Annotated in this window: 23 protein-coding genes; 11 read left to right on the forward strand and 12 right to left on the reverse strand. The window is 60.9% G+C overall.

Annotation, left to right across the window (positions count from 1 at the left end):
* Positions 1-26 precede the first annotated feature (26 nt).
* Complete coding sequence (locus N005_RS10885) at positions 27-500, reverse strand: Dps family protein (protein ID WP_047701202.1); 474 nt, start codon at positions 498-500, stop codon at positions 27-29.
* 455 nt (positions 501-955) lie between these two features.
* On the opposite strand from N005_RS10885, the gene N005_RS29780 reads away from it, so the two are divergent.
* Positions 956-1,561 carry a cold-shock protein gene (locus N005_RS29780; RefSeq protein WP_047701203.1) on the forward strand — a complete coding sequence of 202 codons (606 nt, stop codon included), beginning with the start codon at positions 956-958 and terminating at the stop codon, positions 1,559-1,561.
* A 70-nt stretch (positions 1,562-1,631) separates the two neighbouring features.
* On the opposite strand, the gene N005_RS10895 is transcribed toward N005_RS29780, so the two are convergent.
* A complete protein-coding gene (locus N005_RS10895; protein ID WP_041021693.1) occupies positions 1,632-1,838 on the reverse strand; it encodes a SlyX family protein in 207 nt (68 codons plus the stop codon).
* 3 nt (positions 1,839-1,841) lie between these two features.
* Positions 1,842-2,267 (reverse strand): HIT domain-containing protein, encoded by a 426-nt coding sequence (locus N005_RS10900; protein ID WP_047701204.1) that lies wholly within the window; start codon positions 2,265-2,267, stop codon positions 1,842-1,844.
* An 865-nt stretch (positions 2,268-3,132) separates the two neighbouring features.
* Here N005_RS10900 and N005_RS10905 point away from each other — a divergent pair.
* The gene (locus tag N005_RS10905) at positions 3,133-4,395 is read left to right on the forward strand and encodes an OprD family porin (protein ID WP_047701205.1); all 1,263 of its coding nucleotides are present in this window, start codon (positions 3,133-3,135) and stop codon (positions 4,393-4,395) included.
* A gap of 162 nt (positions 4,396-4,557) precedes the next feature.
* Here N005_RS10905 and N005_RS10910 read toward each other — a convergent pair whose 3' ends face one another.
* Positions 4,558-5,400 (reverse strand): mechanosensitive ion channel family protein, encoded by an 843-nt coding sequence (locus tag N005_RS10910; protein ID WP_047701206.1) that lies wholly within the window; start codon positions 5,398-5,400, stop codon positions 4,558-4,560.
* A gap of 86 nt (positions 5,401-5,486) precedes the next feature.
* Positions 5,487-5,972, reverse strand: coding sequence for a YajQ family cyclic di-GMP-binding protein (locus tag N005_RS10915; protein ID WP_047701207.1), 486 nt, complete (start codon positions 5,970-5,972; stop codon positions 5,487-5,489).
* 142 nt (positions 5,973-6,114) lie between these two features.
* On the opposite strand from N005_RS10915, the gene N005_RS10920 reads away from it, so the two are divergent.
* Genes N005_RS10920 through N005_RS10930 form a run of 3 tightly spaced genes read left to right on the forward strand, consistent with a single transcriptional unit; the run spans position 6,115 to position 9,698 of the window.
* Positions 6,115-7,032 (forward strand): putative 2-dehydropantoate 2-reductase, encoded by a 918-nt coding sequence (locus N005_RS10920; protein WP_047701444.1) that lies wholly within the window; start codon positions 6,115-6,117, stop codon positions 7,030-7,032.
* 45 nt (positions 7,033-7,077) lie between these two features.
* The gene (locus tag N005_RS10925; RefSeq protein ID WP_047701208.1) at positions 7,078-9,114 is read left to right on the forward strand and encodes a sensor histidine kinase; all 2,037 of its coding nucleotides are present in this window, start codon (positions 7,078-7,080) and stop codon (positions 9,112-9,114) included.
* Between the two features lie 2 nt (positions 9,115-9,116).
* The gene (locus N005_RS10930; protein WP_047701209.1) at positions 9,117-9,698 is read left to right on the forward strand and encodes a cob(I)yrinic acid a,c-diamide adenosyltransferase; all 582 of its coding nucleotides are present in this window, start codon (positions 9,117-9,119) and stop codon (positions 9,696-9,698) included.
* A 109-nt stretch (positions 9,699-9,807) separates the two neighbouring features.
* Here the strand turns inward: N005_RS10930 and N005_RS10935 are convergent, their stop codons facing one another.
* From N005_RS10935 to secA, 4 genes are all read right to left on the reverse strand, one after another.
* Complete coding sequence (locus tag N005_RS10935; RefSeq protein WP_047701210.1) at positions 9,808-10,752, reverse strand: Nudix family hydrolase; 945 nt, start codon at positions 10,750-10,752, stop codon at positions 9,808-9,810.
* Positions 10,749-11,381: a glutathione S-transferase family protein gene (locus N005_RS10940; protein ID WP_047701211.1), complete on the reverse strand. Its 633-nt coding sequence runs from the start codon at positions 11,379-11,381 to the stop codon at positions 10,749-10,751. The genes N005_RS10935 and N005_RS10940 overlap by 4 nt, the downstream gene beginning before the upstream one ends.
* Before the next feature lie 172 nt (positions 11,382-11,553).
* Positions 11,554-12,771 carry a bifunctional glutamate N-acetyltransferase/amino-acid acetyltransferase ArgJ gene (gene argJ, locus N005_RS10945; protein WP_047701212.1) on the reverse strand — a complete coding sequence of 406 codons (1,218 nt, stop codon included), beginning with the start codon at positions 12,769-12,771 and terminating at the stop codon, positions 11,554-11,556.
* A gap of 100 nt (positions 12,772-12,871) precedes the next feature.
* A complete protein-coding gene (gene secA / locus N005_RS10950; protein ID WP_047701213.1) occupies positions 12,872-15,613 on the reverse strand; it encodes a preprotein translocase subunit SecA in 2,742 nt (913 codons plus the stop codon).
* Between the two features lie 298 nt (positions 15,614-15,911).
* Here secA and N005_RS10955 point away from each other — a divergent pair, with 298 nt between their 5' ends.
* On the forward strand, positions 15,912-16,367 hold the full coding sequence (locus N005_RS10955; RefSeq protein WP_024776505.1) for a DUF721 domain-containing protein: 456 nt from the start codon (positions 15,912-15,914) through the stop codon (positions 16,365-16,367).
* A gap of 114 nt (positions 16,368-16,481) precedes the next feature.
* Here N005_RS10955 and N005_RS10960 read toward each other — a convergent pair whose 3' ends face one another.
* Positions 16,482-17,963 (reverse strand): helicase HerA-like domain-containing protein, encoded by a 1,482-nt coding sequence (locus tag N005_RS10960; RefSeq protein ID WP_047701214.1) that lies wholly within the window; start codon positions 17,961-17,963, stop codon positions 16,482-16,484.
* Positions 17,964-18,151: 188 nt separating this feature from the next.
* On the opposite strand from N005_RS10960, the gene N005_RS10965 reads away from it, so the two are divergent.
* The 4 genes from N005_RS10965 to gpgF all read left to right on the forward strand — a co-directional run bounded on the left by N005_RS10965 (position 18,152) and on the right by gpgF (position 23,132).
* A complete protein-coding gene (locus N005_RS10965; RefSeq protein WP_047701215.1) occupies positions 18,152-20,041 on the forward strand; it encodes a methyl-accepting chemotaxis protein in 1,890 nt (629 codons plus the stop codon).
* Between the two features lie 193 nt (positions 20,042-20,234).
* Positions 20,235-21,356 carry an N-acetylglucosaminyl phosphatidylglycerol synthase gene (gene gpgS / locus N005_RS10970; protein WP_047701216.1) on the forward strand — a complete coding sequence of 374 codons (1,122 nt, stop codon included), beginning with the start codon at positions 20,235-20,237 and terminating at the stop codon, positions 21,354-21,356.
* Positions 21,357-21,372: 16 nt separating this feature from the next.
* The gene (gpgD, locus tag N005_RS10975) at positions 21,373-22,140 is read left to right on the forward strand and encodes an N-acetylglucosaminyl phosphatidylglycerol deacetylase (protein ID WP_047701217.1); all 768 of its coding nucleotides are present in this window, start codon (positions 21,373-21,375) and stop codon (positions 22,138-22,140) included.
* Complete coding sequence (gpgF, locus tag N005_RS10980; protein ID WP_047701218.1) at positions 22,137-23,132, forward strand: glucosaminyl phosphatidylglycerol flippase; 996 nt, start codon at positions 22,137-22,139, stop codon at positions 23,130-23,132. The genes gpgD and gpgF overlap by 4 nt, the downstream gene beginning before the upstream one ends.
* Positions 23,133-23,145: 13 nt before the next feature.
* Here gpgF and N005_RS29425 read toward each other — a convergent pair whose 3' ends face one another.
* Complete coding sequence (locus N005_RS29425) at positions 23,146-23,310, reverse strand: hypothetical protein (protein ID WP_162843595.1); 165 nt, start codon at positions 23,308-23,310, stop codon at positions 23,146-23,148.
* A gap of 244 nt (positions 23,311-23,554) precedes the next feature.
* Positions 23,555-24,403 carry a formyltetrahydrofolate deformylase gene (purU, locus tag N005_RS10985; protein ID WP_047701219.1) on the reverse strand — a complete coding sequence of 283 codons (849 nt, stop codon included), beginning with the start codon at positions 24,401-24,403 and terminating at the stop codon, positions 23,555-23,557.
* Positions 24,404-24,696: 293 nt separating this feature from the next.
* On the opposite strand from purU, the gene mvaT reads away from it, so the two are divergent.
* Positions 24,697-25,077, forward strand: coding sequence for a histone-like nucleoid-structuring protein MvaT (mvaT, locus tag N005_RS10990; RefSeq protein WP_047701220.1), 381 nt, complete (start codon positions 24,697-24,699; stop codon positions 25,075-25,077).
* Positions 25,078-25,095 lie beyond the last annotated feature (18 nt).

The raw sequence follows: 25,095 nt of genomic DNA on the forward strand, positions 1-25,095 counted from the left end.
GCCACTCACCATCGCCCGCCAGGGACTTACCGTTCGTCCAGCAGAGAGCGCAACATCCACGCAGTCTTTTCATGCACCTGCATGCGCTGGGTCAGCAGATCGGCGGTCGGCTCGTCGCTGACCTTGTCCAGCAAGGGGAAGATACCGCGGGCCGTGCGCGTCACCGCCTCCTGGCCATCGACCAGTTGCCGGATCATGTCTTCGGCACCGGGCACACCCTCCTCTTCCTTGATGGAAGACAAGCGCGCATACACCGAATAAGCCCCCGGCGCGGGAAAGCCGAGCGCACGAATGCGTTCGGCGATCAGATCCACCGCCAACGCCAGCTCGTTGTATTGCTCCTCGAACATCAGATGCAGGGTCCGAAACATCGGCCCCGTGACGTTCCAGTGAAAATTGTGGGTCTTGAGATACAACACGTAGGTGTCCGACAACAAGCGTGAAAGCCCGTCGACGATGGACTTGCGATCTTCTTCACTGATACCGATATCAATTGCCATGTTGGTTGATCTCCTGACGGTGATGAATTCCACAGCGTAGCGGGTGTTTTCGCCAGTGGCCTGCGACAAATCGCCAGCCCTCCTGAACCGACACGCCAAGACGCCGGACGGTTCCAGGCTATCGCTATCAGCAGGATAAACACCCCTCCCTGTGGGAGCGAGCCTGCTCGCGATGGCGGTCTGTCGGCTGATGAAGGTATTACTGAACCGCCGCCATCGCGAGCAGGCTCGCTCCCACGGGCTTTCCGGCCGACGAACAGCGCGGTACGCACCTGTTACGAGTTTGAGAAGGCCAAGGCTTTGCTGTTAAATAGGCAGTGTGTCGCTACGTCTATTTTCCTGGGTGTGGCGCATAGGCTGATTCGGGTACGTGTCCAGCGCCTCTCATTGTTCCGAAGCGAACCGCACCCGACCAGCTCTTCCTTGTGATCCGTCTTAACCGTGAGCCAATCAAAATGTTGAAAATCGTCCACTTGCTAATGGGCGCAGCTGCCCTGCTGCTGTCCTTCATCCCTAGCCTGGGTTCCGAAGCCACACCTTACCTGCAACATCCCGATGCGCTTTACCTGGCCTTCTTCGGCCTGCTCAACCTGATCCTCGCACCTGTCATTCCTTACTGGCACAAAGGTCCTCGTCATCAATTGCAAAACCTGGTCAGCGTACTGCTGGTGCTGGCCGTTGCCTTGCAAACCCTGAGCCTGCTGGCTCCGATGCAGGAAATCAGCGGTCAACCGGCCGTCCTGTTCAGCCTCGCTGCCGCATTGCTTGCCGTGGCACTGCACCTGGCCGTCAGCTTCTACAAGAAGTCGTCACCAGCTGCCGCGCCGCAGAACTACGACATGTCCAACCGCGATACCGGCACCGTGAAGTGGTTCAACACCTCCAAGGGTTTCGGTTTCATCTCCCGCGACTCCGGCGATGATATTTTCGTGCATTTCCGGGCCATCCGCGGCGAAGGCCATCGCGTCCTGGTCGAAGGCCAGCGCGTGGAGTTCTCCGTGATGCACCGCGACAAAGGCCTGCAAGCCGAAGACGTCATCGCCGCACTGCCGCGCCGCTGACCCAGGCATGAAAAAAACCGCGAGCAGCCAGGCTGCATCGCGGTTTTTTTATGGCCTGTCGCTCGGGCGATCAGTAATGCGGGGGCGGCGCCTCTTCCTCGACGGATTCGAACTGCCCAGCCATTTCCTCCTGCCGCTTGAGCAACGCCGCCATCTGCAATTGCAAACGCTCGACGACCCGCTGCTGCTCCACCAACACATCATTCAACGCCTGGATGGTGTCATCCTGAAATGCCAGGCGAGTTTCCAGATCGGTAACACGCGCCTCAAGATCCACGGTTCAACCCTCCACAAACTTGAAATCATCGGTCAGGGCCATCCGCAACCGCTCGCGGATGGCCGTCACCTGCTCCGCATTATAGGGCCGGGCCGGATGCTTGCCCCAGACCGGCGACGGCCAGGCCACATCCTCATGCCTGCGCACGATGACGTGCATGTGCAATTGGCTGACGACGTTACCCAACGCCGCAACGTTCAACTTGTCGGCGTCGAAGGAGTCCTTGAGGATCTCCGCCAGCGCGGTGGTCTCTTTCCACAGCTGGCGTTGATCGACGTCATCGAGCTGAAACAACTCACTGATATCTTCCCGCCTTGGCACCAGAATGAACCACGGGTAATTCGAATCATTGGACAACAGCAACCGGCACAGTGGGAAATCGCCAATGGGCAATGTGTCCTGCTGCAGTCGTGGATCTAAAACAAACACCGCGCGTACTCCTTGCTCGTTATCGGGGCTGCCCGGTTTGGGCCTGTATCGGATATTCGCAGCATACCCGCGAATGACAGAACGTTCACCGCATCCCCTACCGGGCATGACTGAAATGCCTGTTTTCGGGGCCGACCCTCTTGACGCAGTAACAGAGCGCACCATTTCAGCGCAGCCAATCTCCCAAGAGTACGAAAACGGCAGCATCCGGATGGGGCGAAACGCAGAGCCTTGCGCGATTCATGAAGTTTTTTTGCACCAAAACTGCACAAAGCGTCTACGCTCAGTGCACGAAGCATCCGGGATTTACTCACTGGCAGGGTGAACCGGTAACGTTTTTGGTTGTCGAGCGCCATTTTTCGGTTTCAAACACGATAGCGGCGCAGCAGTCAACCCTATTTAAAACAAGGCCTTTGGCCCCCGGTTTCATGAGGTTTCACCGCGTCAAATGGAAGAGTGTGAAAAAAATGTGAACAAATTTCGGGTTTGTGCATACTTGTTGCATTCATCCCGGACATCGCCCTCAGGGAATCGTAGGAACGAAAACCTGTTGGCCTATAAATAAAGTGGCAAGGTTGCCCTCAGGAGCTTCAAGTGCAGTAACAAAGGACTCTTTACACCGACGCCGAAGAAAGAAAAGCAATATTCAAGTTGCGAAACCCGATTGCGTCGGAACAGCCCCATTACGACATGGATCGAGCCATTGGCGACATGGTCGTAAAGAAGCTGGAAGGTTGGATGGGCAAGTATCGCCAATGATGTCGTCGTGATATAAATTCGCGCCGACACAAAAAGAAAGAGCCGCCCAGATAAAAAAACAGGTGGGACGGCAGTACTCTTCTAAAAACCAAAGGAGCAAATCACGATGCGCGTGATGAAGTGGAGCATGATCGCACTGGCTGTTTCGGCCGGTGTTTCGCAGTTCGCAGTGGCGTCTTCCCAGGACGAGTCCAAGGGCTTTTTTGAAGATCAGAGCCTGAAAGTTCTGACCCGCGCCCTGTACATGAACCGTGATTTCAAGAACAACCCCAGTACCGCCCAAAGCTATCGTGAAGAGACTGGTCTCGCCGCTCGCGCGACGTATGAGTCCGGCTTCACCCAGGGTACCGTTGGTTTCGGTTTAGACGCTCTGGCCAATGGCATGGTCAAACTGGACAGCGGCCGTGGCCGCACCGGCAATGGCATGTTCGGTTCCGATAGCGAAGGCCGTCCAGAAGACACCCAATCCATCGCTGGCGGTGCGGTCAAGTTCCGTCTGTCCGACACGGTCCTGAAATACGGTAGCCAATACGTTGCCAGCCCTGTCCTCTCCACCGACGACAGCCGTTTGCTGCCAGAAGTTGCTACCGGCACTTTGATCACCAGTAAGGAAATCAAAGGTCTGGAACTGAGTGCTGGTCACTTCACCGCGATCAGCGGACAGAACCACATGGGTCACGACAGCATCAATGGCACCGGCCTGAAGTCCGCTGACATTGCTGGTGCAACCTACCAGTTCACTGACAATTTTGTAGCGGGTGTAGCGGCTTCCGACGTTGAAGACCACTACAAGAAGAAATACCTCAACCTGAATTACACCTTGCCGATTAATGAAGATCAGTCTCTGAACTTCGACTTCAACGGCTACGACAGTAAAGATCAAGGCCAGAAGCTCAGCGGAGACGTTGACAACCGTATCTGGTCTCTCGCGGCAGCCTATAGCATCGGTGCCCATAAATTTACCCTGGCTCACCAACGCTCCACCGGTTCCAGCGGTTATGTTTATGGTGCTGACGGTAACGGCACTATTTTCCTCGCCAACTCCATCCAGTACTCCGACTTCAACGGCGAAGACGAGCGTTCCTGGCAGGCTCGCTACGACCTGAACATGAAAACCTACGGCGTTCCTGGCCTGAGCTTCATGACCCGTTACGTCAAGGGTGACAACATTTCCACTGGTGCCGATGAAGGTAAAGAGCACGAACTGGATTTCGAAACCAAGTACGTCATGCAGAGCGGTCCAGCCAAAGACCTGTCTTTCCGTCTGCGTAGTGCGTTTTATCGTGCCAACACTTCTTACAACGGTATCAATGGTAACGACAACAACGATTTCCGCGTAATTGTCGAATATCCACTGAGCATTTTGTAATTCAGTGCTGAGTAGATAGCTACACCGCAGTAAACAAAAACCGCTCACCTGATCCAGGTGAGCGGTTTTTTTGCACCTAATGAAACAACCTGGCGCAATCATCATAAATAGCAAGCTAACTAAATATAACCTGATCCAATCGACAGGTTACATCTGTGTTTGTTATCTCGCCGTCTCTTCCTGAACAACCCGAATCACCCGCTGCGGAAACGGGATATCAATTCCGGCATCTTTCAAGCGATCCCGCGCCTGTTCATTGAACATGAACATGACACTCCAGTAATCCGCGGTCTTGACCCACACCCGCAACGACACGGTGATCGAACTGTCGCCCAGGGTGGAAATCACCGCTTCAGGCGCCGGATCGGCCAATACGCGCTCATCCTTGGCCAGATTCAACAAGACTTCGCGTGCCTTTTGCAGATCCGCCTGGTAGTCCACCCCCACATCGAATACGACCTTGCGGGTCGGCTGACGATTGGTGTTGGTGATAATGCCGTTCGACAGGTTGCCGTTGGGCACGATCACCGTCTTGTTGTCACCGGTGCGCAGCACGGTATGGAAGATCTGGATGCTGTCGACCGTGCCGGCGATACCTTGGGCTTCGATCCAGTCGCCAATACGAAACGGGCGAAACAGCAGAATCAGTACGCCGCCAGCGAAGTTTGCCAGGCTGCCCTGCAACGCCAGGCCGATTGCCAGGCCTGCCGCACCGATGGCGGCGACGAACGAGGTGGTTTCCACGCCGATCATCGACGCGACGCTGACCACCAGCAGTATCTTCAAAATGATATTGGCGAGGGTACTGATAAACCCTTGCAGTGCCAGGTCAGCGTTACGCAGGGCCAGCAGCGCACCCAGTTTTTGCGTGACCTTGTTGATCAACCACCAGCCGATGGCCAGGGTGATGACCGCCAGCAACACACGGCTGCCGTACTCCATGACCATTGGTATCGCGGCCTGGGAGGTTTCGATCAGGTGATCCACTTCTGCATTCAAGTCCATTCGACTCTCCTTTATTACCGTAAGCACGAATGTGGCGGGGAAGACTGCTCCCCCACCACCCTATTCCTGAACAGCCTGGCGTCCTGTCAGTCGCGGAAGTTATTGAACTGTAGCGGCATACCGAATTCTTTGGCGCGCAGTGCCGCGATGGCTTCCTGCAAGTCGTCGCGCTTCTTGCCGGTAACCCGCACCTGCTCGCCCTGAATGGCGGCCTGGACCTTGAGCTTGGCCTCCTTGATGTGAGCGACAATCTTCTTTGCCAGCTCCTTGTCGATGCCTTCCTTGAGCACGGCTTCCTGTTTCATTACCTTGCCCGAGGCATAGGCATCCTTGATCTCGAGGCATTGCACGTCGATCTTGCGCTTGACCAGCGCCATCTTGAGGATCTCGATCATCGCTTCGAGCTGGAACTCGGCTTCGGCGGTCAGGTTGACGGTCAGGTCCTTTTCCTTGAACTCGAAGCTGCCCTTGCCCTTGAGGTCATAACGACGGTCGAGTTCCTTGATGGCGTTTTCAACCGCGTTGGTGGCTTCGTGCTTGTCCAGTTCGGATACCACGTCGAATGACGGCATGTAGAGTTCTCCAATAAAAAAGGCGCCCGGTAATAAAGGCGCGCGCTTGGCTTGTGGTTAAAATCGCGCTCATTATAACGAGTCTTTCCCAGCCCATACTGTGAGCACCCAAGATGCCCGCACCAAACCGAGTAAAAAGCTGATGTCCACCACCTGGCACGTCCTGGGGGCCGGCAGTCTCGGCACATTATGGGCCACACGCCTGGCCCGGGCCGGTCTGCCGGTACGACTGGTGCTGCGCGACGAGGACCGGTTGCAAGCCTATCGGAGCGCCGGTGGCCTGACATTGGTGGAACAGGGCCAGCCACAGTGCTACCCGGTGCCGGGCGAAACAGCGGACGCTCCCGAGCCGATCAGGCGCCTGCTGCTGGCCTGCAAGGCCTATGACGCGGAAGCGGCGGTGGCCTCGGTGGCCCACCGTCTGAACGCCGAGTCGGAACTCATCCTGCTGCAGAATGGCCTCGGCAGCCAGGACGCGGTGGCGAACCGCGTCCCCCAGGCCCGTTGCATCAGCGCCTCCAGCACCGAAGGCGCGTTCCGCGACGGTGACTGGCGCGTGGTGTTCGCCGGTCACGGCTACACCTGGCTCGGTGACCCCGCCCACCCCGTGGCGCCGTTCTGGCTGGACGACCTGAGCGCCGCCGGTATCCCCCACGAATGGAGCGCGGACATTCTCACCCGGCTCTGGCGAAAGCTGGCGCTCAACTGTGCGATCAACCCGCTGACCGTGCTGTATCACTGCAAGAATGGTGGTTTGCAGGAGCATCGTTGCGAAGTGGCAACCCTGTGCGCGGAACTCACCGACCTCCTCGAACGCTGCGGCCAGCCCGCGGCGGCTGAAGACTTGCAACCGGAAGTCGAACGGGTGATCCAGGCCACGGCGGCCAACTATTCCTCGATGCACCAGGATGTCGCCAACCGGCGCCGCACTGAAATCAGCTATCTGCTCGGCCACGCCTGCAAGGTCGCCCGGCGGCACGAGCTGGCGGTACCGCATCTGGAACAGCTGCGCCAGCGGCTGATCGCTCACTTGAACAACCTCGGATTGCCCAGCGACTGAGCAGCGGCTACGCTGGCCTCGTGTTCCTTTTCAGCGACGAATCTGATGCCATTGCGCCAGCGCCTTGAAAACCTGCCGGTCGGCCAGAAACTGTTGGCTGCCCTGCTGGTGTTGTTGACCACTGTCCTGCTGGTCGCCAACCTGACCTTTATCAGCGCCGCCTATTACATTTCCCAGGAAAGCATGGCTCCCCAGGCCCTGCAGACCATCGGCCGGCTGATCGCCAACCCGAGCCTGATCTCCGATGCCCTGCAATCGCCACAAGGCGCCAAGCGCCTGCTCGACGAACTCAACAGCTACGCCCCACTGCGGGCGGCGGCGCTGTATGACGGCGAGGGCGAACGCTTGGCGCAATTGCAGCAGGGTGAGAAGCTCAGGCTGCCGGATCATTTCCGCAATGTGCAGGCCTGGCAGGCCGGTGAATTCCGCAGCAACCAGGTCATCACCCTGCCCCGCCCCGGCACCGCGCCGGGCCACCTGCTGCTGGTCGCCAGCAGTGAACTGCCCACGGCGTTCTACACTGGCACCCTGACCGCCAGCCTCGGCATCCTGATTTTCAGCGTGCTGCTGTGGCTGGTCATCGCCCAACAGATCAAACGCCTGATCACCCAGCCGATTCATCAGTTGGAAGAGCTGTCGCGCCAGGTCACCCGGGAAGAAAACTATTCCCTGCGCGCCGCCCGTGGCAACCACGACGAAATCGGCAGCCTGGCCGAAGCCTTCAATACCATGCTGTCGCGGATCGAGGCCCGGGAGCAACAGCTCAAGCGCGCCCGGGACGACTCCCAGGCAGCCTACGACCAGGCCCAGGGCCTGGCGGAAGAAACCCGGCACACCAACCGCAAGCTGGAACTCGAAGTCCAGGTGCGCAGCAAGATCGAGAAAAAGCTCACCGGCTTCCAGAACTACCTCAACAGCATCATCGACTCCATGCCGTCGGCCCTGATCGCCCTCGACGAGCAGCTTTATGTCACCCAATGGAACCAGGAGGCCAGCGCCCTTTCCGGCACCCGGCTGGACGAAGCACTGAACCAGCCGATCTTCCTCGCGTTCGAACCCCTCAAGCCGTACCTGCCGCAGCTCAAGCAAACGGTCGAGCAGCACACGGTGGCGAAGATCGAACGCGTCACCTGGACCAAGGACGACGAAGCACGGCACTACGCCTTGACCTTCTACCCGCTGATGGGTGGCGCCGGACGCGGGGTGGTGATCCGCATCGACGACATCACCCAGCGCCTGTCGCTGGAAGAAATGATGGTGCAATCGGAAAAAATGCTCTCGGTCGGCGGCCTCGCGGCGGGCATGGCCCATGAAATCAACAACCCGCTGGGGGCCATCCTGCACAACGTGCAGAACATCCGCCGACGTCTGTCGCCGGAACTGCCCAAGAACCTCGAACAGGCCGAGCAACTGGGCATCGAATTGCAGGTGGTCAATCAATACCTCCAGGGCCGGGACATCCCGCAACTGCTCGATGGCATTCAGCAGGCCGGCGCCCGGGCGGCGAAAATCGTCACCCACATGCTCAGTTTCAGCCGTCGCAGCACACGACAGATGGCCCCCTGCGACCTGCCGGCCCTGATCGACCAAGCGGTGGAAATCGCCGGCAACGACTTCGACCTGGCGATCGGCTTCGACTTCAAGGGCCAGGCGATCATCCGTCAGTTCGACCCGAACCTGGGCCCGGTACCCGGCACCGCCAACGAACTGGAGCAGGTGCTGCTCAACCTGTTGAAGAACGCCGCCCAAGCCATCCACCAGCGCCAGGACGATAGCGAACCCGGGCGCATTATCCTGCGCACGCGGCTGAATCCGCCCTGGGCGGAAATCCAGGTCGAGGACAACGGCATCGGCATGAGCGAGAACGTGCGCAAACGCACCTTCGAGCCCTTCTTCACCACCAAGGAAATCGGCCAGGGCACGGGCCTGGGGCTGTCGGTGTCGTATTTCATCATCACCAATAACCACAAGGGCCAGATGGAAGTGCAGTCGGCGCCGGGCCAAGGCACCTGCTTCACTTTGCGCCTGCCCCTGGCGGGCCTTTCGATGATGCCCCAAGAACAAAAGCAACTGGAGCGCTGAGCATGGGCTTTCGCCTGTCGAAGATTTACACCCGCACCGGCGACAAGGGTGAAACCGGGTTGGGCGATGGTCGTCGCGTGGCGAAGGACCACCCACGGGTCGAGGCCATCGGCGAAGTGGATAGTTTGAATAGCCAACTGGGGTTGCTGCTGGCCGGGCTTATCGATGAGGCGAACCGATACCCGGCGCTAAAGGAGGTCGTCGAAGTATTGGCCCCCTGCCAGCATCGGTTGTTCGACCTCGGTGGCGAACTGGCGATGCCCGCCTATCAGGCACTGACCACGGCGGAAGTCGAGCGACTGGAAGCGGCCATCGACCTGTGGAACGAAGAGCTGGGGCCGCTGGAAAACTTCATCCTGCCCGGCGGCTCGACCCTGGTGGCCCAGGCCCACGTCTGCCGCAGCCTGGCCCGCGGCGCCGAACGCCGTTGCCAGCAGCTGAACGCCGTCGAGCCGCTGGCCGGGCCGGGGCTGGCCTATATCAATCGAATGTCGGATCTGTTGTTCGTGGCGGCACGGGTGATTGCCCGGCGCCAGGGCGTGGCGGAGGTGCTTTGGGTGGCGGCGGCCAGGCCTGGGGAGTGATTCGTCGTCTGTGAGGACGCCATCGCGAGCAGGCTCGCTCCCACAAGGGCACCGCGATCAACTGTGGGAGCAGCCTGCTCGCGAAGAGGCCCGCAGCCCTCCTGAAAAATCAGGCTTCCGGCCAGAACGCCCGAATCCCCGCCACACCCTGCGCGCCGGCCTCCCAGGCCTTCTGCCGTTCGGCAGATCCTACCCCACCCAACAGATACACCGGACGATTGAAGCCCTCGATCAGCCGCGCCGCCTCGGCCCAACCCAATGGCTGGGCCTCGGGATGGGTCTGGGTCGGTTGCACGGGCGAGAGTGTCACGAAGTCCACGTCCATCTGCTGCGCCAGGGACAGTTCCTCGGCGTTATGACAGGAAGCGGCCAGCCAACGGTCCTTGCCGAAGGGGCGACCGGCCGCCGCATGCTTGCGCAGTTGCGCGGCGGTGACGTGCCAGCCGGCGGAAGGAAAGTCCCCCAGCCATTCGAAAGGCCCCTTGAGCATCAACTGGGCCTTGCCGGCGCACAATCCCACCGCATCCACCGCCAGATCACGGTATTGCGGATCGTAGCCATTGGGCGCCCGCAGCTGGACCAGCTTGATCCCACCGGCGATGGCCTTTTGCATTCCCCGCAACAGGGCCGGTGTTTCAAGGCCTTCCGGGGTGATCAGGTATTCGCCGGGCAAGCGAGCCGCCGCCACGATCGGCTGGTTGGCTGCCGGGAACTCATGGTTGGTCAGATCGCGAGCCGTGACCCAGGCCAGCGGCTGCCCTTCGGCGCCATGGGGTTCGCCGGAAAATGCCGAGACTTCCCAGACATCCAGCAAGACCTGTTTGTCCGGGTAATCGTGACGCACCTTGATCAATGGCCGGGCAGCCTCGACCACAATCCCCAGCTCCTCATGAAGCTCCCGGGCCAAGGCCGTCTCGACGGACTCGTCCGCTTCAACCTTGCCGCCGGGAAACTCCCAAAGACCGCCCTGGTGCTGGGTGTCGGCACGCCGGGCGATCAGGATCTTGCCGGCGGCGTCGCGAATGACCGCCGCCGCTACGTGTACTCGTTTCACCGCGCTGTTTCCTCCAGGCCGGCTTGTTGCCACGCCTTGAACGCCGGCCATTGGTAAAGGGTTTCAACATAGGCCGCATCCACTTCCGGCAGTTCCACCCGATAAGTACGCAGGCGCACGGCGACCGGCGCAAAATACGCGTCGGCCAGGCTCAAGGTACCAAACAGGTAAGGGCCGGCTTCGGTCGCCACGGCACGGCACTCGGCCCACAGTGCCAACATCCGCTCGATTTCCGCCTGGACATCGGCCGGCACGGGCGACAACGGCGCGTCGTGGGCCAGGTCAAATGGCATGTTGCTACGGAGCGCGAAGAAACCACTGTGCATTTGCGCACAAGCCGAACGCGCCTGGGCCCGGGCGGCCACAGCCTTGGGCCATAGGCCGGCGTCGGGAAACCGTTCGGCCAGGTATTCGGCAATCGCCAGGGAGTCGGCAACGACACCCGTTTCGGTCTGGAGCAGCGGAACCTTGGCAGTGGCTGAATACTTGAGCAGCTTCTCCCGGGTGTCGGGTTGAAAGAGCCTGACCAGCTCTTCGGTGTACTTCGCGCCGGTCAAGTCCAGGGCCAGCGCGGCGCGCAGGGACCAGGAAGATATTCTCTTGTCGCCGATGATCAGGTGCAGGCTCATGTCTGGGTCCTTTCTTATGGCTATTCAGAAATATTGCAGTCTGTTCCGACGCCATCGCGAGCAGGCTCGCTCCCACAAGGAGATCTGCAGGCTGGCATAAGCCTGTTTCCAGCACAAATCCCCTGTGGGAGCGAGCCTGCTCGCGATAGGCACAACTCGATCCCGAGCCTTGTTAAGTCCGGTACTCGGCGTTGATCTTCACATACTCATGGGACAGATCGGTGGTCCAGATCGTCTCGCTGCAATCACCGCGCCCCAGTTCGATGCGGATGGTGATTTCTTCCTGTTGCATCACCGCCGCCCCCTGGGCCTCGGTGTAGGTCGCGGCGCGGGCGCCTTGGCTGGCGATGCAGACTTCGCCGAGGAACACGTCGATCTTGCTCACGTCCAGGTCCGGTACGCCGGCACGGCCGACAGCCGCAAGGATCCGCCCCCAGTTCGGGTCCGAGGCGAACAGCGCGGTCTTGATCAGGGGCGAATGCGCCACGGTGTAACCGACATCCAGGCATTCCTGATGATTGCCACCACCGTTGACCTGCACGGTCACGAACTTGGTTGCACCCTCGCCGTCACGGACGATGGCCTGGGCCACTTCCATGCACACCTCGAACACCGCCTGCTTCAGGGCCGCGAACAGCGGGCCCCTGGCTTCGGTGATTTCCGGCAGGTTGGCCTTGCCGGTGGCGATCAGCATGCAGCAGTCGTTGGTCGACGTATCGCCGTCGATGGTGATGCGGTTGAACGACTTGTTGGCGCCGTCGAGCATCAGGTCCTGCAGCACCTGGCGGGAAACTTTGGCGTCGGTCGCGATGTAGCCGAGCATGGTCGCCATGTTCGGGCGGATCATGCCCGCGCCCTTGCTGATGCCGGTGACGGTGACGGTCACGCCGTCGTGCTGGAACTGACGGCTCGCGCCCTTGGGCAAGGTGTCGGTGGTCATGATGCCGGTGGCGGCGGCGGCCCAATTGTTTTCCGACAGGTCATCGAGAGCGGCCTGCAGCGCGCCTTCGATCTTCTCCACCGGCAGCGGCTCACCGATCACACCCGTGGAATACGGCAGCACCTGGGCGGCATCGACGCCGGTCAGCTCGGCCAGCTTGGCGCAGGTGCGCTCGGCGGCGGCCAGCCCCGGCGCACCAGTACCGGCGTTGGCATTGCCGGTGTTGGTCAGCAGGTAGCGCACCGGCCCCTGGACACGTTGCTTGGCCAGGATGACCGGGGCGGCACAAAAGGCGTTGAGGGTGAACACGCCGGCAACCGTCGAGCCTTCGGCGCAACGCATGACCACCACATCCTTGCGCCCGGGGCGCTTGATGCCCGCCGAGGCGATACCGAGTTCAAAACCGGCAACCGGGTGCAACGTTGGCAACGGACCAAGACCAACAGCCATGAATGCGCTCCTCAATAAATGTATGTCTGAATCAAATGGCAAAACGCCGCGACAGAGGTTGCCTGTCGCGGCGCGGGTCGTTCAGCGTTTGAGACGGGCGTTACTGGATCTGCCCGTGGCAATGCTTGTATTTTTTGCCCGAACCGCAGTAGCACAGCTCGTTACGGCCCAGCTTCTGTTCGTTGCGCACCGGCGCGGTCGCCAGGGCGACATCCACATCGACCCCTTCTTCCTGGGCCTGGGTCACTTCCAGGCCTGGGGCTTCGGCGTGCTCGAACTGCATACGCGCGGCCAGGGCCTCGGCTTCCTGACGCAGTCGGGCTTCCTCTTCGGCGGGGTCTTCGCGACGGACCTGAACGTGGGACAGCACACGGATCGAATCGCGCTTGATCGAATCCAGCAGCTCGGAGAACAAGGTGAAGGATTCACGCTTGTACTCCTGTTTCGGGTTCTTCTGGGCGTAACCGCGCAAATGGATACCGTGGCGCAGGTGATCCATGGTCGACAGGTGGTCTTTCCACAGGTCGTCCAGTACCCGCAGCACGATCTGCTTCTCGAAGGAGCGCAGCGCTTCGGCACCGGCCTGGTCTTCCTTCTCGTTGTACGCGGCAATCAGTTCGGCCAGCAGCTTCTCGCGCAGGGTTTCTTCGTACAGGTGGTCGTCTTCGTCGAGCCACTGCTGGATCGGCAACGACACGCCGAAGTCGCTGCGCAAGGCAGCTTCCAGGCCGGCGATGTCCCACTGCTCCGGCAGCGACTGCGGTGGAATGTGGGCGCTGACGGTCGCGTCGAGCACTTCCTGGCGGAAGTCGGCGATGGTGTCGCCGATGTTGTCGGCGGCCAACAGACTGTTGCGCATGTGATAGATCACTTTACGCTGTTCGTTGTTGACGTCGTCGAACTCGAGCAGTTGCTTGCGGATGTCGAAGTTGCGCCCTTCGACCTTGCGCTGGGCCTTTTCGATAGCGTTCGTCACCATGCGGTGTTCGATCGCTTCGCCAGGTTGCATGCCCAGGGCCTTCATGAAGTTCTTCACCCGGTCAGAGGCGAAGATACGCATCAGGCTGTCTTCCAGGGACAGGTAGAAGCGGCTGGAACCGGCGTCACCCTGGCGACCGGCACGGCCACGCAACTGGTTGTCGATACGGCGCGATTCATGGCGCTCGGAAGCGATCACCTGCAAGCCACCGGACTCGAGCACCTGCTGGTGACGCTTCTGCCAGTCGGCCTTGATCTGCGCAATCTGCTCGGGCGTCGGGTTTTCCAGGGAGGCGACTTCCACTTCCCAGTTGCCGCCCAGCAGGATGTCGGTACCACGACCGGCCATGTTGGTGGCGATGGTCAGCGCACCCGGGCGACCGGCCTGGGCGATGATCTCGGCTTCCTTCTCGTGGAACTTGGCGTTGAGGACCTTGTGCTCGATGCCTTCCTTGTTGAGCAATGCGGACATGTGCTCGGAGGTTTCGATGGTGGCGGTACCCACCAGGATCGGACGACCCTGGGCCATGCCGTCCTTGATGTCGTTGATGATCGCCGCGTACTTCTCTTCGGCGGTCAGGAACACCAGGTCGTTGTAGTCTTTACGCGCCAGCGGCTTGTTCGTCGGGATCACCACCACTTGCAGGCCGTAGATCTGGTGGAACTCGAACGCTTCAGTGTCGGCGGTACCGGTCATGCCGGACAGCTTGTTGTACAGGCGGAAGTAGTTCTGGAAGGTGGTCGAGGCCAGTGTCTGGCTCTCGGCCTGGATGTTCAGGCCTTCCTTGGCTTCGATGGCCTGGTGCAGGCCCTCGGACAGGCGACGGCCCGGCATGGTACGACCGGTGTGCTCGTCGACCAGCACGACCTGGCCGTCCTGCACGATGTATTCGACGTTGCGATGGAACAGCTTGTGGGCGCGCAGGCCGGCATAGACGTGGGTCAGCAGGCCCAGGTTATGGGCCGAATACAGGCTTTCGCCTTCGGCCAGCAGGCCGACACGGGTCAGCATTTCCTCGATGTACTGGTGGCCGGCTTCGTTGAGTTCGACCTGACGGGTCTTCTCGTCAACCGTGAAGTGCCCCGCCTGGGTCACTTGGCCTTCGACTTCCTCGACGTGCAGCTTGAGCTGCGGGATCAGTTTGTTGATCTCCATGTACAGCTTGGAGCTGTCCTCGGCCTGACCGGAAATGATCAGCGGGGTACGGGCTTCGTCGATGAGGATGGAGTCGACTTCGTCGATGACCGCGAAATTGAGTTCACGCTGGAATTTTTCTTCCAGGCTGAACGCCATGTTGTCGCGCAGGTAATCGAAACCGAATTCGTTGTTGGTGCCGTAGGTGATGTCGGCAGCGTAGGCGGCACGCTTCTCTTCCGGCGGCTGGAACGGCGTGACCACGCCGACGGTCAGCCCGAGAAATTCGTAGAGCGGGCGCATCCAGTTGGCGTCGCGGCGGGCCAGGTAGTCGTTGACCGTCACCACGTGCACGCCCTTGCCGGACAGTGCGTTGAGGTAGACGCCCAGGGTCGCCACGAGGGTTTTACCCTCACCGGTGCGCATTTCGGCGATCTTGCCTTCGTGCAAGGTCATGCCGCCGATCAACTGGACGTCGAAGTGGCGCATGCCCATGACCCGCTTGCCGGCTTCGCGGGCAACTGCAAAGGCTTCGGGCAGGAGCTGGTCGAGGGTTTCCCCCTTGGCGATGCGGTCCTTGAATTCGGCAGTCTTGGCGCGTAACTGATCGTCCGAAAGGGCCACCATTTGCTCTTCGAAGGCATTGACGATCTGTACCGTCTTGAGCATGCGCTTGACTTCACGCTCGTTCTTGCTTCCAAAGAGTTTCTTTAACAAAGGCGCAAACATATCGGCAGGATCTTCCACACTAAAGGGATGGAGGGCGGCCCCGTGAGTCGCCCGTGCAGCCCTCATGGCCGCATGCGAACGAGCATTCTACCCGGAAACGATGGTGAGGAAAGTGGCGTTATCCACGATGCTGGCACAGCGCTGTGACGGGGCCCTCCTAAAATAAGGGCTTTTATGCGAAGTTCAACCCACAAAAAAGCATAAGTTCCTACTGTTTGTGTGAGTAAACAGCCATCGGCCGAGGCGTACCTGGCGCTTTCTGCTACCATGGCGCCTCTGTCACTCGCGGTATTCGTTCATGGCCTTCCGCCCCCTCCCAGCCAAGGCTCCCGCCGTTCTGTTGCGTGAAGCCAAACCGCTGAAAGCCATCTTCGGCCACGCCAAGCGCCTGGGCCACCTGCAACGCCTGCTGGACAGCCAGTTGCAGCCCGCCGCCCGCGAACACTGCCACGTGGCGTCCTGGCGCGAAGGCAGTCTGCTATTGATCGTCACGGACGGCCACTGGGCCACGCGCCTGCGCTACCAGCAGAAACGCCTGCTGCGTCAGCTCCAGGCATTCGAGGAGTTTGCCAGCCTCACGCGGATTCTCTTCAAGGTGCAACCACCCACCGTCCAGGTCGGCGCCAAGGGGCATACCCTGGACCTGTCCACCGACGCTGCAGAAACCATCCAGGCCACCGCGGACGGCATCAGCGACCCGAGCCTGCGGGCAGCGCTGGAGCGGTTGGCGGCCCATGCCAGGGCCAAGCCCTGAGCCCCCCATTGCCTGGCAGGCAGCCATCGCGAGCAGGCTCGCTCCCACATTGAACCGCCTGCGACCCCCTGTGGGAGCGAGCCTGCTCGCGATGAGCGCGACTCGCTTCTTGAGCTACCGCCGCTTGCTGCCTCCCAGCAACGACCCCATCAACCCCCGCACCAACTGCCGGCCCAATTGATTGGCCGCCTGGCGCATCGCCGATTTCAATGCCTGGCCTGCCGCCGTGCCAAGAAATTCTCCAGCCTTTTCGGTAAAGCTCGGCTCCTCGGCCGCCGGTTTGCCTGGTGCCACCTCGGGCTCCAGGCCCTTGCGGCCCATCAGCACCTCATAGGCCGATTCACGATCGATGGGTTTATCGTAGCGGCCCTGCAACGGCGAACGGGCGATCAAGCTGGCGCGCTCGGCCTCGGTCAACGGCCCGATACGCGATTGCGGTGGCGCCACCAACACCCGCCGGACCATCTCCGGCGTACCTTTTTCCTGCAAGGTGCCCACCAGGGCCTCGCCGATGCCCAATTCGGTAAGCACCGCCAGGGCGTCAAACTGCGGATTCGGCCGGAAGCCGTCCGCCACCGCCCGCAGGGACTTCTGCTCCTTGGCGGTAAAGGCCCGCAGGCCATGCTGGATGCGCAATCCCAACTGCGCCAGGACATCGTCCGGCAAGTCGCCCGGGGATTGCGTGACGAAGTACACCCCGACGCCTTTGGAGCGAATCAGGCGCACCACTTGCTCCAAGCGCTCCTGCAACGCCTTCGGCGTACCGGCGAACAGCAGATGTGCCTCGTCGAAAAACAGCGCCAGCAGCGGTTTATCCGCATCGCCGCGCTCGGGCAATTGCTCGAACAGCTCGGCCAGCAGCCACAACAGGAACGTCGCGTAGACCTTGGGCGCCTCGTGGACCAGGCGACTGGCGTCCAGCAAATGAATGCGGCCGCGGCCGTCGCCGTCCGGTTGCAGGATGTCTTCGAGCTGCAAGGCCGGTTCGCCGAACAACGCGTCGGCGCCCTGTTGTTCCAGGGTGGACAAGCGCCGCAACAACGCCTGGCTGGAACCGGTGGTCATCAGCGCCGCGTCGTCCCCCAACAATGCCGGGTTGTCCTTGAGGTGGTTGAGCAGGGCCTTCAGGTCCTTGAGGTCCAGCAATAACAGGCCTTCGCGATCGGCCACCTTGAACGCGGCGTACAACGCCGCCTGCTGGCTGTCGGTCAGCTCCAGCAGGCTGCCGAGCAGCAGCGGCCCCATCTCGCTGAGGGTGGTGCGCAGCGGGTGGCCGGACTGGCCGTGAACGTCCCACAGGGTCACCGGATAGGCCCGGGGCTTGTGCTCGAGCCAGGGCATGCCGGCAATGCGCTCGGCGACTTTGCCTTGGGGATTGCCGGCGGCGCCGAGTCCGCACAGGTCGCCCTTGATGTCTGCCGCGAACACCGCCACGCCGGCATCGCTGAAGGCTTCGGCCAGGCGTTGCAGGGTGACGGTTTTGCCGGTGCCGGTGGCGCCTGCCACCAGGCCATGACGGTTCGCCAGGCGCATGGCTTGGCCAATGGGCTGGCCAGCGAGGTCGGCCCCGATAACGAGTTGCAGTGAGTCAGGCATGTGGTCACCTGTGATTAATTTCCGGCCAAGTATGGCCGATATAAGAAGCGACAGACCTCAGTGAAAACACGGTCGGATAATTCCCCAGGGAGAGAAGGAAATATCAGAACTTTCAACACGGCGCCTTTTTTCGAACTTTTCATATAAAAGCACGCCCAGAGCTATAAGACTCCGCGGAACCCCGAGCCATGAACAAAAACCTGCGTTTCAGCCACAAAATCCTGATTGCCGCCGCATTGATCGTCATCGCGGCCTTCGCTTCATTCACCGCCTACAACGATTACCTGCAACGCAACGCCATCCGTGACGACCTCGACAGCTACCTGCATGAAATGAGCGACGTCACGGCGAGCAACATCCAGACCTGGCTGAGCGGCCGTATCCTGCTGATCGAAAACCTGGCCCAGAACATCGCCGTCACGCCCGACCAGGCCGGCGTCACCCGCCTGCTGGAGCAGAAAGCGCTGACGTCCACCTTCATGGCGTCCTACCTGGGCGATGCCAAGGGCAGCTTCATCATACGCCCCGACGCGAAGATGCCAGACGGTTTCGATCCGCGGGTACGCCCCTGGTACAAAGGCGCCGAAAGCAGCGCCACCGCCACCCTGACCGAACCCTACATCGATGCCGCCAGCGGCGGACTGATCATTTCCATCGCCAGCGCCTCCAGGAACAACGGGCAAAGTGTCGGCGTGGTGGGTGGCGACCTGAGCCTGCAAACCATCATCGACAACCTCAAGACCGTGGATTTCGATGGCATGGGCTACGCCTACCTGGTCAGCGCCGACGGCAAGATCCTGGTACATCCCGATAAAGCCCTGGTCATGAAGACCTTGAATGACGCCTATCCGCAGAACACACCGAAAATCAGCGACCAGATCAACGAAGTCGAGGTCGACGGTCATACGCGCATCGTCACCTTCACGCCGATCAAAGGCCTGCCCTCGGTGAACTGGTACGTCGGTGTGTCGGTCGACAAGGACCAGGCCTACTCGATGCTTAGCAACTTCCGAACCTCGGCGGTGATTGCCACCGTCATTGCCGTGGTTTTCATCATCGCGCTGCTGAGCATGCTGATCCGTCTGCTGATCCAGCCCTTGCATGTCATGACCCGGGCCATGGAGGACATCGCCGACGGCGAGGGCGACCTGACCAAACGCCTGACGATCCAGAACCAGGACGAATTCGGCATCCTGGGCACCGCGTTCAACCGCTTCGTGGAGCGTATCCACGGGTCGATCCGCGAAGTGTCTTCCGCCACCGAACACGTCAACGAAGTCGCCTTGCGCGTGGTGAGCGCCTCGAATTCGTCGATGGTCAACTCCGACGAACAGTCCAGCCGGACCAACAGCGTCGCCGCGGCCATCAACCAATTGGGCGCCGCCGCCCAGGAAATCGCCCGCAACGCCGCCCAGGCCTCCCATCAGGCCAGCGATGCCCGTGGCCTGGCGGAGGACGGCCAGCAGGTGGTAGACCGCAGCATTGCCGCGATGAACCGACTGTCCGACCTGCTGAGCACCTCAAGCAGCAACATCGAATCGCTCAATAGCAAGACCGTGAACATCGGTCAGATCCTGGAAGTGATCACCAGCATTTCCCAACAGACCAACCTGCTGGCCCTCAACGCGGCGATCGAAGCCGCCCGGGCCGGTGAGGCCGGACGCGGTTTTGCCGTGGTGGCCGATGAGGTGCGCAACCTGGCCCATCGCACCCAGGAGTCGGCGCAACAGGTGCAGACCATGATCGAGGAGTTGCAGGTCGGCGCGCGGGCGTCGGTCACGACCATGAATGACAGCCAGCGCCACAGCCAGGAAAGCGTGGAGATCGCCAACCAGGCCGGCGAACGCCTGAACAGCGTGACCCAGCGCATCGGCGAAATCGACGGCATGAACCAGTCGGTGGCCACGGCCACCGAGGAACAGACGGCGGTGGTGGAATCGATCAACGTGGACATCACCGAGATCAACACCCTGAATCAGGAAGGTGTGGAAAACCTGCAATCCACCCTGCGCGCGTGCTCCGATCTTGAACGGCAGGCGGCGCGGCTCAAGCAGTTGGTGGGCAGTTTCCGTATCTGACAACGCTTGGACTGGCCCCATCGCGAGCAGGCTCGCTCCCACAGAGGATTGCATTTCAAATGTGGGAGCGAGCCTGCTCGCGATGAGGGCCTATCAAACAAAGTAATACTCCACTGACACCTCGCCCCCACCACAACCCAACCGAACATCTATTCTTCATAAAGGTCAACACAGGAGAACACAGACCGGAGGGATGTTCATCGTGCATATAGCGGACATAACCATGTTCTACGCCCCCGCCAGCGGAGGCGTGCGCACTTATCTGGATGCCAAGCACCGTCGCCTGGGGGATCGGCCCGGCATCCGCCACAGTCTGCTGATTCCCGGCGCGCATTTGAGCGAGCAGGATGGGATCTACAAGGTGCCCGCCCCTGCGCTGCCCTTCGGCAAGGGCTACCGCTTCCCGCTGCGCCTGGCGCCCTGGCGCAATGCCCTGCGCGATCTGCAACCAGACCTGATCGAAGTCGGCGACCCCTACCTCACCGCCTGGGCCGCGCTGGACGCCCGACGCCAGCTGGACGTGCCGGTCATCGGGTTCTATCACTCCGATCTGCCCCTGCTGGTGAGCAATCGCATGGGCAATTGGTTCACCCCCAACATCGAAGCCTATGTCAGCAAGTTGTACGGCAACTTCGACCGGGTCCTGGCACCGAGTCAGGTCATGGCCGACAAGCTGGCGGGGTTGGGCGTGCGTAATGTCCATGTGCAGCCATTGGGCGTGGATCTGCAGACCTTCAACCCCGGCGCCCGCGACCCGGAACTGCGGGCCGAGCTGGGCATTGCCGAAGACACACGTCTGTTGATCTTCGCCGGACGCGGTTCCAAGGAAAAGAACCTGCCGGTGCTGCTCAAATGCATGAAGCGCCTGGGCGAGCGCTACCACCTGCTGCTGGTGGGCTCGTCAATGCCTGCCATCGTCCCGGACAACGTCACCGTGATCGATGCGTTCCGTCCGGCGCCGCAAGTTGCCCGGCTGATGGCCAGCGCCGACGCCCTGCTGCATGCCGGCGATCAGGAAACCTTCGGCCTGGTGATCCTCGAAGCCATGGCCAGCGGCATTCCGGTGGTGGCGGTCGCGGCAGGGGCATTTACCGAAATCGTCCACGAAGACTGCGGCCTGTTGTGCGCGCCAAATAACCCACAGGCCATGGCCAATGCCGTGCGGCAGCTTTTCTCCGAGGGTTGCCAGCGCCGCGGCTTGTTGGCGCGTCGTCATGTCGAGCGTCATTACGCCTGGGATTCGGTGGTCAACAGCCTGCTCGGGCATTATTACGCGGTGCTCGGCGAACAGCTGCCGCTACAGGCCAATGGTTGAGATGAGGTCCGTGCCGATGAATCACCCACCCAGTGTATTACTGGTCCTGCATGACGTGGCACCGCAAACCTGGCCCGACTACCAGCCTTTCGTCGAAGCCGTCGACGCCCTCGGTCATGTACCGATGACCTGGCTGGTGGTTCCGGATTTCCATCACACCAATGCGCTGGACGATCATCCGGGCTTCCGGCGCCTGCTCGACAGCCGGGTCGAGCGCGGCGACGAATTGGTGCTGCACGGCTACTACCATTGCGACGACGGCCCACCGGCCCGCCACCCCAAGGACTGGTTCATGCGCCGGGTCTACACCCATGAGGGCGAGTTCTACAGCCTGCCCGAGGAAGCCGCCCTCGCCCGCCTGCGCGCCGGGATCGAAACCTTTGAGCGTTATCAGTGGCCACTGGAAGGCTTCGTTGCCCCGGCCTGGCTGATGAGCGAAGGCACGCGCCAGGCCTTGCGCCAATTACCGTTGAGCTACACCAGCGATACCCAGCACTTGTACCGCTTGCCTGACTTCATCCCCATCGACGCCCCGGGGCTGGTCTGGAGCGCCCGCAGTGCCTGGCGCCGTGGTTTGTCGAAAGTGCTCAGCGACCAACGCGAACAGCGTTGGCGCCAGGCGCCGGTGATTCGCCTGGGCCTGCACCCGGTCGACATGCGCCACCGGTTTTCCCGGGACTATTGGTTGCGAACACTTGAGCGCCTGCTCGACGACGGACGCGTACCGATGACCAAGGCCGGGTGGTTGGCCACCCAAGGCCTGCGACTCGACCGCGTCGCATGAAACGGCTGATCTGGCTGGCTGCGGCGCTGCTCACGGCGTTGTTGGTGCCACTGCTGGTGGGTGGCGGGGAAATGTGGTCACGAGTGCAGCGCTTTCCCTTGTCGTTGCTGTTGAGCATGCTGGGCATGATCGGGCTGTGCTGGGCGCTGAACGCCGTGCGCCTGCGCCTGCTGCTGGGTGAACAACGTGGGTGCATCGGCGGGCTGAAAAGCATTGGCGTGGTGATGTCCACCGAATTCGCCATGTGCGCAACACCCGGCGGCAGCGGCGGACCGTTGACGCTGATGGCCCTGCTGGGGCGCAACGGCGTGCGTCCGGCCCACGCCAGCGCGGTGTTCGCCATGGACCAGTTGAGCGACCTGCTGTTCTTCCTCTGCGCGCTGGTGGGCATCTTGCTGTATGCGCTGTTCCAGAATCTCAGCCAGCGCATGGAATGGATGCTGGCGCTGAGCGCGTTTTCGCTCTTCGGTGGGCTGATCGGCTGTGCGTTGGTGGCTCGCTACCATCGCTGGCTGATCCTGCTGGGCGCCAGGCTGCTGCGACATTTGCGCGTGAAAGCCACCACCCGCCGCCGCTGGGGACGCAAGATCCTGAATTTCCTGGCGGCGTTCACCACGACGCTGAAACTGCCCAGGCAGACGCTCTTCCAGGTATTCGGCCTGACCTGCCTGCATTGGGCCCTGCGTTATAGCGTGCTCTACCTGGCGCTGAAAGGGTTGGGGGCGGATCTGCAATGGGCCTGGAGTTTCCTGGTCCAGATGCTGTCCCTCAGCGCGGGACAATTCAGCCTGCTGCCCGGCGGTGCCGGGGCCGCGGAAGTGACATCCGCTGCACTGCTGGCGCCGATGGTGGGCAAGTCCACCGCGGCGGCGGCGATCCTGATCTGGCGGGCGGTGACCTACTACTTTTACCTGGTGGCTGGCGGGCCGGTGTTCTTCCTGATGGTGGGGCGTCCGTTGATCAAGAAGCTGATGAAGCTCAGAGAGGCCTGAAGTCGGTCGATGCCTACTCGGCATCGTCCTGGGGATGGGTCTGTTGCCACAGTTCGGCGGCGTCGGGAAACTCCGTGCCGTCATCCGGGCCCAGTTCCTCGGGATCGTAGCGGCTCAGGCAGCCCTCACCGAGGGTGGCCGGGGCCTTGGAGGTGGCTTTGTCCAGTGGATCGGTCATGGTGTGCCTCATCATGAAAAGAGCCGTGTCCTTTAAATAACAGACAACACAGAACTTTGTGGCGAGGGGATTTATCCCCGCTGGGCTGCGAAGCAGCCCCAAGATAATCAATCGGCCCGCCTGACACACCGAGGTGTCGATTTTAGGGCCGCTTCGCGCCCCAGCGGGGCGGTGCGACGTTTCGCTAAATCCCCTCGCCACAGGTGCGCGGGTTTATCCCCATTGTTGATCGCCAGCCGTTCGGTCAGAACACCACAGTCTTGTTGCCGTGCACCAGCACCCGGTCTTCCAGGTGATAACGCAAGCCCCGAGCCAGCACCATCTTCTCCACGTCGCGACCGAAACGCACCATGTCCTCGATGCTGTCGCTATGGCTGACACGTACCACGTCCTGCTCGATGATCGGGCCGGCGTCCAGCTCTTCGGTCACGTAGTGGCAAGTAGCGCCAATCAGCTTCACGCCGCGCATCGAGGCCTGGTGGTAGGGCTTGGCGCCGACGAACGACGGCAGGAAGCTGTGATGGATGTTGATGACCTTATGGGCGTATTCGCTGCACAACGCCGGCGGCAGGATCTGCATGTAGCGGGCGAGCACCACCACCTCGGCATCGTGGTGCTTGACCAGTCGCGAGACTTCAGCGAACGCCGGCTGCTTGTCCTGCGGGTTGACCGGTACGTGGTAGTACGGGATGCCGTGCCACTCCACCATGCTACGCAGGTCGTCATGGTTGGAAATCACGCAGGCAATGTCGCAGTCGAGCTCGTCGCTGTGCCAGCGGTGCAACAGGTCTGCCAGACAGTGGGACTCACGGCTGGCCATCAACACCACGCGTTTTTTCTGCGCGGTGTCGGTGATGCGCCAGTCCATCGAGAACTCTTCGGCGATCGGCGCGAACGCCTCGCGGAAAGCTTCGATGCCAAAGGGCAGCGAGTCGGCACGAATCTCATGACGCATGAAAAACCAGCCGCTCTGATTGTCCGAGTGATGGCTTGCCTCAGTGATCCAGCCGTTATGGGACGCCAGAAAGTTACTGACTTTAGCAACGATACCGACGCGGTCCGGGCAAGCAATCACCAGCCGAAAAGTGCGCATTAGAGAACTCCAGAACTTCGCAAAGGCGGCCATTCTAGCCATTGCGCAGCAAAACTGCAGTATTGAGTGACAGACCGGGCCCTTCGGCCAGCGAGCGGGTCGGGTCCGGGCAAGCGCTTATATTGTGAATGGATGTGAAAATCGCCGAGGATATTTAACTGCGAGGTCCTTTTCTGTGGCTTGGCACTAAGTAATTAAATAAAAGCCTGCTTAAATGTTTACTTGATGAAACTGTCTGATTACTATTGCCACACTGTCTCCTTGTCCGCAGCGTCCTACATAAGGTAGTCCCCATGTCCTTGATCACTGAATACAACGCTACAAAACAAGCCATTGAAGAACTGCAACAGCGTCTGGCCGACCTGTCCAAAGACGACAAACTGCAAAAAGAATTGGAATTCGAAGGCAAACTGCGCACTCTGATGGGCGAATACTCCAAGTCCCTGCGCGACATCATCGGCCTGCTGGATCCAGAAGCCAAGTCGGGTAAAGCCCCTCGTGGCGGCGCCGTGAAAACTACCGGCACCAAACGCGCTCGCAAAGTTAAGCAATACAAAAACCCGCACAACGGCGAAGTCATCGAAACCAAAGGTGGCAACCACAAGACTCTGAAAGAGTGGAAAGCCAAGTGGGGCGGTGACGTGGTTGAAGGCTGGGCAACCTTGCTGGGCTAAGCCTCGCCGGGTTTCAGC

It is taken from the genome of Pseudomonas mediterranea CFBP 5447 (assembly GCF_000774145.1).
In the GTDB taxonomy this organism is placed as follows: domain Bacteria; phylum Pseudomonadota; class Gammaproteobacteria; order Pseudomonadales; family Pseudomonadaceae; genus Aquipseudomonas; species Aquipseudomonas mediterranea.